The 13,681-nt window shown below is 46.3% G+C and carries 12 protein-coding genes; 2 read left to right on the top strand and 10 right to left on the bottom strand.

The features are described 5' to 3' along the window. Positions 1 to 24: 24 nt before the first annotated feature. The 7 genes from M0R33_RS04445 to M0R33_RS04415 form a co-directional block, all read right to left on the bottom strand. A complete protein-coding gene (locus tag M0R33_RS04445) occupies positions 25 to 1,443 on the bottom strand; it encodes a TolC family protein (RefSeq protein ID WP_292565676.1) in 1,419 nt (472 codons plus the stop codon). Between the two features lie 4 nt (positions 1,444 to 1,447). Further along, positions 1,448 to 3,241, bottom strand: coding sequence for an HD domain-containing phosphohydrolase (locus M0R33_RS04440; RefSeq protein ID WP_292565673.1), 1,794 nt, complete (start codon positions 3,239 to 3,241; stop codon positions 1,448 to 1,450). Positions 3,242 to 3,267: 26 nt separating this feature from the next. Next, positions 3,268 to 4,155 (bottom strand): sensor domain-containing diguanylate cyclase, encoded by an 888-nt coding sequence (locus M0R33_RS04435; protein WP_292565670.1) that lies wholly within the window; start codon positions 4,153 to 4,155, stop codon positions 3,268 to 3,270. A gap of 410 nt (positions 4,156 to 4,565) precedes the next feature. Next, positions 4,566 to 5,579: a dihydroorotate dehydrogenase-like protein gene (locus M0R33_RS04430; RefSeq protein WP_292565667.1), complete on the bottom strand. Its 1,014-nt coding sequence runs from the start codon at positions 5,577 to 5,579 to the stop codon at positions 4,566 to 4,568. Continuing rightward, positions 5,572 to 9,210: a pyruvate:ferredoxin (flavodoxin) oxidoreductase gene (gene nifJ, locus M0R33_RS04425; RefSeq protein WP_292565664.1), complete on the bottom strand. Its 3,639-nt coding sequence runs from the start codon at positions 9,208 to 9,210 to the stop codon at positions 5,572 to 5,574. The genes M0R33_RS04430 and nifJ overlap by 8 nt, the downstream gene beginning before the upstream one ends. Before the next feature lie 1,123 nt (positions 9,211 to 10,333). After that, entirely contained in the window at positions 10,334 to 10,555 is a 222-nt protein-coding gene (locus M0R33_RS04420) for a hypothetical protein (protein WP_292565661.1), read from the bottom strand. Positions 10,556 to 10,842: 287 nt separating this feature from the next. Continuing rightward, positions 10,843 to 11,373: a hypothetical protein gene (locus M0R33_RS04415; protein WP_292565658.1), complete on the bottom strand. Its 531-nt coding sequence runs from the start codon at positions 11,371 to 11,373 to the stop codon at positions 10,843 to 10,845. Positions 11,374 to 11,684: 311 nt separating this feature from the next. Between M0R33_RS04415 and M0R33_RS04410 the strand changes: the two genes are divergently transcribed. After that, entirely contained in the window at positions 11,685 to 11,957 is a 273-nt protein-coding gene (locus tag M0R33_RS04410) for a hypothetical protein (protein ID WP_292565655.1), read from the top strand. 23 nt (positions 11,958 to 11,980) lie between these two features. Here the strand turns inward: M0R33_RS04410 and M0R33_RS04405 are convergent, their stop codons facing one another. Further along, complete coding sequence (locus tag M0R33_RS04405; protein WP_292565652.1) at positions 11,981 to 12,145, bottom strand: hypothetical protein; 165 nt, start codon at positions 12,143 to 12,145, stop codon at positions 11,981 to 11,983. Between the two features lie 172 nt (positions 12,146 to 12,317). On the opposite strand from M0R33_RS04405, the gene M0R33_RS04400 reads away from it, so the two are divergent. Continuing rightward, the gene (locus M0R33_RS04400; RefSeq protein WP_292565649.1) at positions 12,318 to 12,497 is read left to right on the top strand and encodes a hypothetical protein; all 180 of its coding nucleotides are present in this window, start codon (positions 12,318 to 12,320) and stop codon (positions 12,495 to 12,497) included. Here M0R33_RS04400 and M0R33_RS04395 read toward each other — a convergent pair. After that, entirely contained in the window at positions 12,494 to 13,168 is a 675-nt protein-coding gene (locus tag M0R33_RS04395; RefSeq protein ID WP_292565646.1) for a Crp/Fnr family transcriptional regulator, read from the bottom strand. The two genes, M0R33_RS04400 and M0R33_RS04395, sit on opposite strands and share 4 nt — an antisense overlap. Positions 13,169 to 13,196: 28 nt before the next feature. Then, positions 13,197 to 13,592 carry a CBS domain-containing protein gene (locus M0R33_RS04390; protein WP_292565644.1) on the bottom strand — a complete coding sequence of 132 codons (396 nt, stop codon included), beginning with the start codon at positions 13,590 to 13,592 and terminating at the stop codon, positions 13,197 to 13,199. Positions 13,593 to 13,681 lie beyond the last annotated feature (89 nt).

Genomic DNA, 13,681 nt, shown 5'->3' with positions numbered 1-13,681 from the left:
AACCCGGCAATTAAATCTATCTAATTAAAACACTTGCACATTTTGCCCGATCAAATATTCAAGCGATAACAAGCCCATTTCCAAGGCATAACGGGCCCGATAATGCGTGCTCTGAGCGAATGTTTCTACGATCTGCGCTTCAATCACGTCTTTGGTTTCCACCAACTCTTCCTGATAGGCGCGCACATGCAGCTTTCGATTCTCACTGGCATAATCCACTGCTTCTTGGCTATCTTTGGTTTGATTGTTGGCGTTACGGATGCTTAAAAACTGTTGTTTAACCTGCAATGCGATAGCTTGATCCAACAGGATCTGTTGGCTTGCCAATTTACGTTGTCGGGCTTTGGCTTGATTCACTTTACCGGTGGTTTGGAAGCCGTCGAACAGATTCCATTGCATGCCGACGCCGATGGTCCAACCGTCCCGATTGGCGGTGTTGGTTAAGCCGCCGTGGTACGGTGTTTGAATATCATGCACTTCGGCTTGAATGCCTATCATCGGAAAATAACCGCTACGCGCTTCCGTAATTTGATCATCGCTGATTTGTACCGCCAGCTTGAGCTGCTGAATATCCGGATTAAAATTCTGTGCCAATTCGACTAATTCCCGCAAGCCTTCGCTAATCGGCGTTGCCTGATCGGCTTCCGCCAAGACAACGTTATCACTCCATTCCCTGCCCATGGCGTTTCCCAGCGCTTCGTGCGCCATTTCGCGAGCGTAACGCGCTTCGCTCAACATGGTTCGGGTGACCGCGGTGGTGGTTTTGGTGCGCAGATAGTCGGTTTTTTTGACTTTCATGGAACCATGCTGATAAAGGCGCTCGGTTAAATCTTCCAGAGCCTTAAAGCGTTCCAAGGTATCGTCGGCCAGTTTTTCCATTTGTATGGCAAATTGAGCTGCGTAATAGTATTTTTTGACATCGCGAACCACTTCCAGAGTGGTTTTACGCTGACCCTGTTCGGCGATTTTTATACCTTTCTCTGCTTGCGCTACCAGCGCTTCACGTTTCAATCCGGTGAAGAGCGGATATGTCAGATTTAACGACGATTGAACCAAGTCCTTATCAACCAGCTTGATATCCATATTAATGGGGATGGGCTGAGCTAAAGCACCAACCACTTGGGGCCCTAAAGCTCCAAATGCGCTCGTCATATTAGACGGCAGGGTAAACGCTCCCTCCATTGTAAACGTCCTGTCCTGGTCCGCGCGGGCTGCATTAACCTGGGCGGCAATGTGCGGCCAATAGGCCGACATGGCCTGCTGGTACATGGCTTCAGCCATGGCTATATTGGCGGCGGACACATTCAATGACTGGTGTTGTTGCAAAGCGATACGAATGCAATCTTCCAGCGTTAATTTTTGGAGCTGAACAGTTTCCGCACTTAACTCAAATACGCAGCAAAAAATCAAGGCCATGGCCAGGAAATTGGTTTTAACGGTCATGTTTTTATTGTTCTTTTAGCAAATCACGGATACGTAAAATTTCGTCGAGGTTTTCCAAAAATAAATCCACTAATTCCGGGTCAAACTGGATACCTTTATTTTTATTTAAATACGCAACGATTTCCTGATCCGTCCAAGGCTCTTTATAAATGCGTCGGGTACTCAAGGCGTCAAATACGTCAACCAAGCTGACGATGCGGGCCTCAATGGCTATATGCTCACCGACCAGACCCGACGGATAACCGCTGCCGTTATATTTTTCGTGATGTTCATGAGCAATGGTTGCAGCCATTTTAATTAATGGCTTATCCAATTTATTAAGTAATTGAAAGCCCAATTCCGCGTGACTTTTCATGATTTTATATTCCGCTTCCGATAACTTCGCGGGCTTATGTAGAATATTATCCGGTATTCCGATTTTTCCGATATCGTGTAACGGTGAGGCAACCTTTATCATGGCCGCATAGTCTTCGCTTAATCCGTATTTCAACGCCAGCAACTCTGAAATTAAGGCGACACGTTTAATATGCAGACCTGTTTCCTGACTACGATTTTCAACCACCTCGCCGAGCACATAAATTAAATCCTTTTGATTTTCTATAATGCTTTCATTTAATTGGACAGTCTCGCTGATATCGTGACTTAAACTCATTAAAGAATGAATTTCGCCATGTTGGTTATGAATACCCACAATAACCGTACTGAGTGTGCGTAGCAGACCGCCCTTCCCCTGTACTTTTATAACTCGCGAACTAAAACCTTGCTCGCCGACTTTTTTTAATACCCGATTTTTAAAATCTTTGCAGTCTTGCACCAAATCGCATAAAGACTGCCCAACTAGTTCCTCGGTGCTGTAGTCCAGGGTGGCACCGAAATTTCGATTGGCGCTAATGATTTTGCCGTCCGTATCGATCACGCATAGCGAGGTACCCACTTCCAATGCACGCTCATACTCATGCAAATAATGTTTTTGTTCGCTTAAATCTTGTTTTAAATTGAGGGCCAACCGTTCGAATTTTTCATATACTTCAGTCATATCGACCATCAACGCCACAAACTCTTCGATCTCGTTATTCGCATCAACTACGGCAATGACACTGGCATCCACCGCATAAACAGCCCCTGATTTCGTCCTTTTTTTAAGCAACCCTTTCCATTTCTTTATTTCTATTACCGACTTCTTTAAATCGTCCAAAATCTCTTGTTGATCGGTACCATCAAAACTAAATAAATAATGCTGACCTAATAATTCGGCTTCGGAATAGCCGGACAAATCACAAAAATGCTGATTGACGTAAGTAATATTGCCATTTAAATCTATTTTAACGACGATAGCTTTTTCATCCACCAACAATTTGTATTGTTCTAATAGCTTATGGCTGTTGGCGACATCCCTAGCCAAATTCATTTGCTCGGTAATTTCAGACAGTTTATTTAGCAGTCTTTCCACGCTGACAGGCTTGGTAATGTAATGTTGTATTTCTAATTCCAAGGCCCTAAATAAGTATTCCACATCGTTATATGCACTCAACACTACAATCTGTTGTTCCGGATTGATATTTTTAATATCCGCCGCCATGGACAATCCGTTCATTTCCGGCATTTGAATATCAGTAACAATAATATCGGGCTTATATTGTTTATAAAGAGCCAACCCCTGTTTGCCATTTTTTGCCGCATACAATTCAGCCACATACAGCTCCAGAATAGATTGCAGCTCTTCGCGTGTTTCCAGATCGTCTTCTACATAAAGCAGGCGGATGCCGGACAAATTTGTCAGTGTTCTGGTTCTTGTCATTTTTTATGCGACCGGTTTTAATTTAATTATTTTGACTCTAAATGCCAGCAGAATTGCCGCTTACCTTTAGCTTTTGCTTTATACATGGCTTCATCGGCATACTTCAACAAGACCAATGGATTTTTGCTATCTCGTGGGTAGAGAGAAATCCCGATGCTAGCTGAAACTTGTATCTCATTGACTTGATCTTTGATGGTTAAAGTCAAAAAATCGATGATTCTTTTCGCGGTACCCGCAATCATATCGGTGGAAGTGCCGTTTAATATGACCACAAATTCATCGCCGCCCAAACGTGCAACAGTATCGACCTGTCTGACACAGCGCTTTAAACGTTGCGCTGCCTCCAACAAAATTTTGTCGCCTTCGCCGTGACCGAAAAAATCATTGACCTGCTTAAAGCCATCCAAATCCAAAAACATCAGCGCTACCGTGTAATTAAAGCGCTTAGCCGAAGCAATGGCATTATCAAGACTTTGAAATAAAAATTTCCTGTTGCCCAGGTTGGTCAGGGGGTCTATTTCCGAATAATAACGTAACTCGGATTCCCGCTGTTTTTGCTCGGAAATATCTAAAATCAGCACCAGATAATACTGCGTACAGCCGTTTGGCTTTTGCAAGCCGTCGATAATAATTTGCGCGGAAAACAGGCTGCCGTTTTTTCTAAGCATCGCCAATTCGGAACTAAAACAGTTGGTTTCGGCCAATCGATTCTGAATGTCCTGGATTGATCTCGTATGGACCAATTCATCACATATCGACAATAAGGGTGCTCCCCGCACTTCGACCGGCTCAAAGCCGGTTGATCGAATGAAAGCGGGGTTAACCGATTCGATTTTGAAATCCACGTCCATAATCAGCATTGCAACACTACTTTGCTGATAAACCTGACTGGTTAATGAAGTTAAATCTGTCAAATCAGTGAGAGCCTTGATTTCCTCGGCAACAATAAATGCTTTATTCCGCTTATTGCCAATAAACCGTGTTTTTGTTGTTATTATTTTCTCAGATTACTTTAATCGCTGCCTGAAGGCGCCTAAACTATTAGGTGAAATTCATTTTTAAGGTCTAAAAACAGCAATCCACGCACAATTATTACCGTGCGGATTAAAATACAAAATGCGGTTTTTGTTGGCACATTAAATGGGAGCGTCTAATAGTTCACATAACTGACAGCCAAAATTGACTGCGTGCGGGGCAGGCCTGGCATCAGTGACGAGAATCGGCCACGCGTTATGGAAGGCATAACGCATCAATCTTGACCAGCATTGAAAAAAAATTTCCAATTGGAGGTAAATTCCGGGCGCGACCGACAAGCGAAAAGGCTTTATCTCAAGACACCGCTGGCCGGCGTATAACTATCTAATACCTGCACGTAATTGGCCCGCTCGTATAAGCTGGGATCGATCGAATGTTGCTGGCTTACGCTGCCTTTTAACTGGCGGATCGACTGGTACTCATGGGCTTCCAGCCAATCAGACAATTCGGAGTATATTTCAGATAACCGGCCAATACCTTTTTCTAGCAGCACGCTACAAAGATGCACCACATCCGCCCCGGCCAGCAAGGCTTTAATGACATCCGATGTTTCATGAAAGCCGCCGGTTACCGCCAGCGACATATTGACCCTGCCATAAAGCAAGGCTGTCCAACGAATACGCAACAAAGCTTCCTGAGCGGTCGATAATTCCAGTGTCGGTACTACCTGCAATGTTTCCAGATCGATGTCGGGCTGATAAAAACGGTTGAATATAGCGATGCCATTGGCACCGGCGGTCTGTAAGCGTTGAGCGAAATGTAGCGGCGAACTGAATTGTGGCGACAGTTTTAAGGTAAGCGGAATACTGATCTGGCTTTTTAATTCGCGCAGAATGTCCAGATAACGGTTTTCCACCGTTTCGCTGTCTTCATTAACGTTAGCCGCCAAATGATAGATATTCAACTCCAGCGCATCGGCGCCGGCTTGTTGCAAGGCCACGCCATATTCGATCCAACCGCCCAGCGAAGTCCCATTCAAACTGGCGATCACAGGTATGTTCAGCGCCGCTTTAATTTGCCGCAGGTGCTCCAGGTATTGCGCCTGGTAGGTCAGAATCTGGTCGGGCACGGGATGAAACGAATCCGCTTCGCCGTATCCAATAGCCTGCCCGTAAAAAAACCGCGCCATTTGTTCCTGTTCGGCTTCGATTTTTTCTTCAAACAAGGACGGCAATACCAGAGCCGATGCCCCCGCATCTTCCAGCTTGCGGGCGCTATCCAGATTTTTACTGAGCGGGGACGCTGACGGCACCAAAGGATGGGCCAGTTTTAGGCCTAAATAATCCGTTGTTAAATCAACCATGTTGAGTCTCCTTGGCAGTCTCGGTAGTCAGTTGGGCTTTTAAAGCGGAAACACTGGTGGCATCGTTCCATTCCAGCTCGGACAGTTGCTTGTAATAACGGTAACGGTTTTTGACATCCTGCTGGGCACGCTTTAGAAATTTTTCCGCGTCATCCGGATGCGATTGCCAAAGCATGCTGAAACGGGTCTCGCTCATGACAAATTCGCGATACGGAATGGATGGCTCTGCCGAATCCAGTTGCATTGGATTTCTACCTTGCTTGATTCGGTTGGGGTTAAATCGGAACAGCGGCCAATGCCCGCTTTTGACGGCCAAATTTTGTTGGCGGTGGTTGTTGGACATATCCACCCCATGAGCGATACAAGGCGCATAGGCAATAATGATGGAAGGCCCGTCGTGCGCTTCAGCTTCAATAAAGGCATTTAAGGTCTGAATATCCTTGCCGGCATAAGCCACATGCGCGACATAAACATTCCCGTAATCCATCGCCAGCAAGCCTAAATCTTTTTTGGCCACGGCTTTACCGCCGGAGGCAAATTTGGCTACGGCACCTAGCGGGGTGGCTTTTGACATTTGCCCACCGGTGTTGGAATAGACTTCGGTGTCCAGCACCAGAATGTTCACGTTATGCCCACTAGCCAACACGTGATCCAAACCGCCGTAACCGATATCATAGGCCCAACCGTCGCCCCCCATGATCCAAACACTTTTTTTGCATAAATAATCGGCCAGTTCCAACAATGATTTGGCGGCCGGTTCGGAAAGCGCTTGCAGACGCTGCTTCAAATCGGCCACGCGTTGACGCTGCTCGTATAGGCCCGCTTCGTCGGACTGATCGGCGTGCAATAGCGCATCCACGGTTTCATCGCCTAACGGTATGCGTAAACTCGACAATAACTCTTGGGCAAAAGTCATTTGTTTATCAATAGACACCCGCATGCCCAAACCAAATTCGGCATTATCCTCGAACAAGGAGTTATTCCAGGCCGGGCCGCGACCTTCCTTGTTTTTGGTCCAAGGCGTAGTGGGTAAATTACCACCGTAGATCGAAGAACAACCGGTGGCATTGGCCACGATCATGCGGTCGCCAAATAATTGCGAGGCAAGTTTTACGTATGGCGTTTCGCCGCAACCGACGCAGGCACCAGAAAACTCAAATAAAGGTTGTAACACCATCGCCCCCTTGATGGTGTTAAGTTTCAGATGACGTCTGTCATATTCCGGCAGGGACAGGAAAAAATCCCAGTTTTCCCGCTCCGGTTCGCGTAATGGCGCTTGTGGATTCATGTTCAATGCCTTGCGGCTGGCATTGGACTTATCCCGAATCGGACATATGTCCACGCATAAACTGCAACCGGTACAATCTTCCGCAGCCACTTGGTAAGTCATCGCCAAACCGGCCGGAAAATCCTTACCCAGCATCGGCGCATGTTTAAACGTCTCCGGCGCGTTTTCAAGTGCTTCGACCGGATAGATTTTGCTGCGGATCGCCGCATGTGGACAAACCATGGCGCACTTGCCGCATTCGGTACATAAATCGGTTTCCCATACCGGAATTTCTAGTGCCAGATTGCGTTTCTCGTAAGCGGTGGTGCCGGTTGGAAACGTGCCGTCCACCGGCATTGCACTGACCGGCAATAAATCGCCCCGACCGGCTATGATTTCCGCGGTAACCCGTTTAACAAACTCTGGCGCCGAATCGGCGATATGACCCATGATATCGAAGCTACTACTGGCCTGCTTGGGCAAGCTGACTTGATTCAGACCGGCCAGCGTGTCATCAATGGCCTTGAAATTCAGTTCGACAATGCGGCGGCCTTTTTTACCGTAGGTTTTTTCCACCGCATGTTTAATAGCTTCGATAGCTTGTTCCTGCGGCAGCACCCCGGAAATGGCAAAAAAACAGGTCTGCATGATGGTGTTGATACGCTTGCCCATGCCGCATTTTTCCGCCACAGCATAACCGTCTATCACGTAAAAACGGATGTTTTTAGCCAGCATTTGTTGCTGCATGGTTTTGGGCAGACTGTCCCAAACCTTGTCGGTCGGCTCCGGGGTATTCAACAAAAACACCGCGTTGTCGGCGGCATTGACCAGCATGTCATAGCGTTCAAGGAAAATGGTTTGATGGCAGCCAATGAAATTAGCATCGTTTTCGCCAATCAAATAAGTGGATTTGATTGGTTTGGCGCCAAAGCGCAAATGCGATACCGTAATCGCGCCAGATTTTTTGGAGTCGTAAACGAAATATCCCTGGGCAAAATCCGTGGTCTCTTCGCCGATAATCTTGATGGTGTTTTTGTTCGCGCCGACCGTGCCGTCACTACCCAGGCCATAAAACATGGCTTGGAAGATACCTTTATGCATGTCGGTTCTAAAGCCGGCATCCCAGAGTAAGCTAGTGTGCGACACATCGTCGTTTATGCCGATGGTGAACGAGTTTTTCGGTTGCTCATGCCGCAGTTCGTCGAAAATCGCCTTGATCATGCCCGGAGTAAATTCCTTGGATGACAAGCCATATCGCCCACCCACCACTTTAGGCATGCTGCTAAATTTGTTGTTAGCGCTGCAAACGTGCCGGGCAATGGCGCCCAATACATCTTTGTACAACGGCTCGCCATCCGAACCCGGTTCCTTGGTGCGATCCAGTACCGCAATTTTGCGGCAACTAGCCGGCAATGCGGCGATAAGATGTTCGGCGGAAAAGGGCCGATATAAACGCACTTTCAACAAGCCGACCGATTCGCCTTGCCGGTTGAGATAATCCAGGGTTTCTTCGGCGGCCTCGGCGCCGGAGCCCATTAAAATCATCACACGTTCGGCATCCGCCGCTCCCAGGTAGTCAAACAGGCGGTATTGACGACCGGTCAGTTGCGCGAAGCGATCCATGGCGTTTTGCACGATATCGGGCAGCGCCTGGTAAAACGGATTTACCGCTTCCCTGGCTTGAAAATACACATCCGGATTTTGCGCGGTGCCGCGCAATACCGGATTATCGGGCGTCAGGGCCCGGCTACGAAATGCATTGACCCATTCCTGCTTTATCATGCCGCGCAACACTTCATCATCAATGGTGATGAGTTTTGCCACTTCGTGCGAAGTACGGAAACCGTCGAAGAAATGCATGAAGGGAATCCGTCCTTCCAAACTGGCGGCATGGGCAATCAGGGCTAGATCCTGTACTTCCTGCGGAGAATTGGAGCACAGCATGGCAAAACCAGTCATGCGCGCCGACATCACGTCGGAATGATCACCAAATATTGATAAAGCCTGACAGGCAAGCGAACGGGCTGCAATGTGAAATACCGCCGGACTTAATTCGCCAGCAATTTTGTACATATTGGGCAACATAAGTAACAAGCCCTGCGACGCGGTAAACGTGGTTGCCAGAGTACCTGCCTGCAATGCGCCGTGAATGGCACCCGCCGCCCCTGCCTCGCTTTGCATCTCCACAACCTGAGGCACCGTACCCCATAGATTGACCTGCCCGCGAGACGACCATTCGTCGGCCCACTCGCCCATCGGCGAAGAAGGCGTTATAGGATAAATGGCAATCACTTCATTTAATTTGTGCGCGACACTAGCCGCCGCCTGATTACCGTCAATGGTAAGTGTTTGCTGATTTTGCATATAACAACCTTTTAACTGAGAAAAGACTAACCCGAGATCAGTACTTCGGCAACATCTAGTCCTTTTACTCCTAAATATAGGCTCGTGCAAAGGACAACCGAGACGGTTAACAACACGACTTACACTGTAAGCTTCAACCGGATCATTGTTAAATTATAAACCATATGCCTGTAAAGGCTATTAAGCCAAAATAATTCAACACTCAGTCTAGCCACTTGTTACTTTATGGCAAACATCTCGTGCAGATAACTAACAAAATTGTTGCCGAGAGATGCTTCAGTTTGCGGATGAGTTACCCACAAAAGCTGTGGATAACTCTGTGAGTTAAATGTCGAAATCGGACGACAGCCCCTGATTTTACTGACCCCGTGTTAAATTGAGTTAAACTTGATCAAGAATAAATAGCTATTAACTATCAATAACTTAGGTATTTTTCTCCAAAATTCAACAAGTTGCCTTGTCAAGCATTTTTTAAACAGCAGGCTAAATTAGTTTTTGTGCATAACCTAAAATATAAACAGCAATGTCAACAACAAATTCTGTTTAACCGACAAAACAATTTCCAAGGCAACTCGTTGACATCGTACTTCAGGAAATTCCCGGATTGCGGCAAGGGAAATAGCGCTATACAGCGGCGCATGCCTGCAACGCTTTCCGCCACATCGATTAAAGGATTAAAGCATTTTTTCCGCCCAAATCGGTTTTCATCCAACCTGGATGCAATACTAAGTCGCCAGATGTAAATCGATTGCCAAGCTTTTCATCGCCGCGTTTAGCCCGGCTTTATTGGACTGGTATTGCAAGCTACCGCCGCTGGTATTGTCCTTCATGCTACCCATAAGACTGCTGATAGTAACAAGCAGTTTTTTTGGCTAGGTTTAATTTGCGGCAAAAACGCCTCGACTAGTTATGCCGGCGCGATACTATTCACCCAGAACGCTGAAGGCCAGGCTTGTTATCCAATTGACCGCCCCCCTTTCCCGAGATATCGGTATAGATAGCGGCGTTATTTACTAACACATCGATACTTGAATCACCCAATATCCTGCTTAATGCGTCGATTTGAGAAAAATCGGCCACATCTAAACCGTGGAATCAACCGGAATTGAATGGTAGGCAGCGCCTAACGCGACTCCGGCCTTTTACTGGATTTGTACCACCAGGAGCCAGCCAAGGCCGTGATACCGGCCATGAATACCAACATCATGACTGGATGTTGATACAAAGCGTCGAAAAACGCGCCAATGAATTTCGGCATACTAGGATAACAAGTATCCATGTGCTGTTCCGGCGACTTCAGAAAAGCGCATAGCTTATTTCTGAACAATACGCTTGTCCAGTTCAATTCATATCTCCAGCGAATTGAAAATCCTACAAGACGGCTGGGCGCGGATGACGCAACGGCAAGTCGCGTCATTAAAACAGACCCATTACGCAAGCAACAGATTAGAAACGGACTAACAGATGATATCAGTCAGAATCAATAAGCACTAAACTCATTTTTTTTATCAATACCTTACAACAAGTTATTAATGTGAAATATCGATAAAGTTAAAGTAGTTTCTCTTCCAACCTTAGAAGTTTCCCGTGAAACAAAAATTGACTGACGACTAGCATCAAAACCTTAAATTACTAATCTCCCCCACAACCGCCACCGCACCCGGCATCGCCGCCGGAATCCGAGCCTGAATCGCTATCGAAAAAACCATCACTCGCTCCATCAAAGTCGGTGCTGGAAAAATCACCGCCGCAATATACTACTGTACCGCGCTCGTTACCAGATTTGCGAACATGACTACAATCGACCGTATAAACAAACCCATCAGGTACATTGAGTTTGCTGTCCAATGCAAATAACAGCGGTAACCGGCTGGGGTTCTTAGGATTAATACCCTCTTCCTGGCAGCAAAACCACCACATTCGCCGCAAGCCCACATTGTTTTGCCGACTTTTCCCTAGCACGACAGCCGGGGTATGATGAAAAAATCGACCGAATGCCTTATGGCAAAACAACTGGTAATGCCGTGTATACAAAATAAACTCATGCCAATAATCATCGGTCAGCCTGGACGGCATGGAAACAAACCGGCAACCACCTTGCAAATAAGCCAGAAAATATTGTCGTAAGGCGCGCATACCCAGTGCAAAATCCTGCTCCGACAAATCCGGATAATGCTGTTCTAATTTGTCGACTTAATCCCCGCGGAAAACGATAGCAGCGAATGTAATCGGCACGTTTTTCCATCCGCAACCGCTGCAAACGGCTTATGAAAACCAGCAAAACAATCAAACATACTACTACAATAAAAACCGCTATATACATGAAATTGATATACTTTTACAGGTAAAATAAATACGGATTACAATGCTTGCTTCAAGTAAATCCCTGCCACTAAACCTTACAGGACCTAACGATTTTTACCAGCCAAAGCGTACAATACGTTTAAAAGATCACTTGTGAATGAGGTTACAAAATGAATAAGCCGCATCGTTTTAAGTACATATGCTTGGTTTTGCTAGCCACTTTAGCATGCCTCTCCCCGACTACATTTGGAGCGGAAAAACCGGACATAGAGCATTCTAAGCCCGGTTATTCAGTGGATGGTCGTACATCGGCGTCTGTCCTGGCAGCCAAGCGAAGCCATGAAGTGGCTAAAGAAGATGAAATTGGATTATCGGTATTTTCCGGGCTATTTGTGATTGCCTTGATAGGCTTTTTCTCGCAAAAACTATTCAAAAACAAATAGATGTCGCCAACCTGAACTAACGGCTATTGAGCAAGTCCGATTTTATTTGATTCTGGCGAGGAGGCTGCTTCGTTTTGCTGCTGGTTAATGTAAGTCCCACCCACCACGAATGTCAGCACTAATAAATACAACATGGCAGCAATGTTTTTAACCCGCTTGCCACTGTGAAGGTTATTTCTGTTTGTCATGTCTATCTCCAACCAGCAAAAGTGTTGCCATTTTAACGATATATCACCTCATACAACAAGTTGTGTAACTTAGTCACTGATAATTTATCAGCCTATCTTTATATTCTAAATCGCCTTTAAACCGCATTTTGGTTTTACCGGCTAACTCAACAATTAGAAAAGGTAGGAAATCATGTTAGATTTAATCTTTAACTTCGCCTCGGGTATTTTACATATGAACCTGAGAGATCCGCACGATATCCCTTTTGCACTACCCTTGGTGTTCTCTGCCGTATTAGGATTCGTGATGGGCTTTATCATGCTGCATTATATCGGCAATGAAAACAAATCCCAGAAAGAACGAAACGACTAAGATTCATATGTATCGTTAATAACTTGCGCTAACGCCTCGGCATCGATAATTTCGATACTGCCGCGTTTCATGCTCAACCACCCACAACTTTCAAACCGCTTTAAATGACGGGAAACCACTTCACGAACTGAGCCCATTTCCAGAGCCAGTTCGTGATGGGTTTTTTGAATCGTCCGGGATCCATCGACCAACAGCGCTTTGGCGAGTTTTTGATCAACCGACCCAAAACTGAGCGCTTCCATGCGCTTAATCACATCGGCCAGTCGGGAGGAGAAGCTACGGAATACAAATTCACGAAAAAATGCCGAGCAAGCCAGGCAACGATTAAAAACCGGAGCCGCAATGGCAAACGCTTCGACATCAGTTTCGGTAAACCCTTCCGCCGGATAACGATTGTCCCCGAGCAGACAGGATGTGGTCAACACACAGGAATCTCCCGCCCTCACATGATAAAGCAAAACTTCCCTGCCATCCGCGGAGATAATTTGCGCCTTGACGCTGCCGGAAAGCATCAACAGATAATTTTCGCAGATTTTTCCAGGATAAAATACCTGCTGACCGGCGGGCAGATTTATCAGCATGGCCGAGTCCATCAACTGCTTAAGAACCTTGTCGTCCTGGTTAACAAATTCCGGAAAATGCTGTTTCCATAACGCACGCTGGGTAACCATAGTCAAATCTCGTTCAAGGCCTTACCGCTTAGTGAGCGGAAACCAATGCTCTTAAAACATCGACCCGACTGATCATTCCCACCATGGCGCCGTCTTTAAATACCGGAAAACTCCTGATCGGTGAGTTTTGAAACTTGGTGGCGACATCGACTAAACTTTCGTCTACATCAACGACCATTGGCGCTGCGGTCATAAATTCGCTGACTTTACCAGTCATACTTTGGTTATAGGCGGATTCGAGGAAAATCTTCATTCCGTCTTTTTCCGAAAAAATACCGACTAGTTTACCGTGGCCATCTACAACCGGCACGCTAGTGATTTTGTGGTCCAGCATCTTCTTAAACGCCGACGATACTTCAGTGTCCGGACTTACAGTTACTGGATGCTTGGACATATAATCCGCTACTGCAATTTTAGCTAGCATGGTGTCACCTCATTGTGGTTATTATTGTTATGTGGGAAAGCTACAGGCACCTAAATCGCCTGTCGTTTCGGCCACATTGATTATTATAA

This window comes from Methylomonas sp., assembly GCF_023228165.1.
In the GTDB taxonomy this organism is placed as follows: Bacteria; Pseudomonadota; Gammaproteobacteria; order Methylococcales; family Methylomonadaceae; genus Methylomonas.
The sequence above is the reverse complement of the archived record's forward strand: the minus strand, read 5'-3'. Positions and strand labels throughout refer to the sequence as shown.

Bases quoted from the DNA above. Each gene is read 5' to 3' on its own strand.
- M0R33_RS04445 (WP_292565676.1), bottom strand. From the start codon at position 1,443: ATGACCGTTAAAACCAATTTCCTGGCCATGGCCTTGATTTTTTGCTGC.
- M0R33_RS04440 (WP_292565673.1), bottom strand. From the start codon at position 3,241: ATGACAAGAACCAGAACACTGACAAATTTGTCCGGCATCCGCCTGCTT.
- M0R33_RS04430 (WP_292565667.1), bottom strand. From the start codon at position 5,579: ATGGTTGATTTAACAACGGATTATTTAGGCCTAAAACTGGCCCATCCT.
- nifJ (WP_292565664.1), bottom strand. From the start codon at position 9,210: ATGCAAAATCAGCAAACACTTACCATTGACGGTAATCAGGCGGCGGCT.
- M0R33_RS04410 (WP_292565655.1), top strand. From the start codon at position 11,685: ATGAATAAGCCGCATCGTTTTAAGTACATATGCTTGGTTTTGCTAGCC.
- M0R33_RS04405 (WP_292565652.1), bottom strand. From the start codon at position 12,145: ATGACAAACAGAAATAACCTTCACAGTGGCAAGCGGGTTAAAAACATT.
- M0R33_RS04400 (WP_292565649.1), top strand. From the start codon at position 12,318: ATGTTAGATTTAATCTTTAACTTCGCCTCGGGTATTTTACATATGAAC.
- M0R33_RS04395 (WP_292565646.1), bottom strand. From the start codon at position 13,168: ATGGTTACCCAGCGTGCGTTATGGAAACAGCATTTTCCGGAATTTGTT.
- M0R33_RS04390 (WP_292565644.1), bottom strand. From the start codon at position 13,592: ATGCTAGCTAAAATTGCAGTAGCGGATTATATGTCCAAGCATCCAGTA.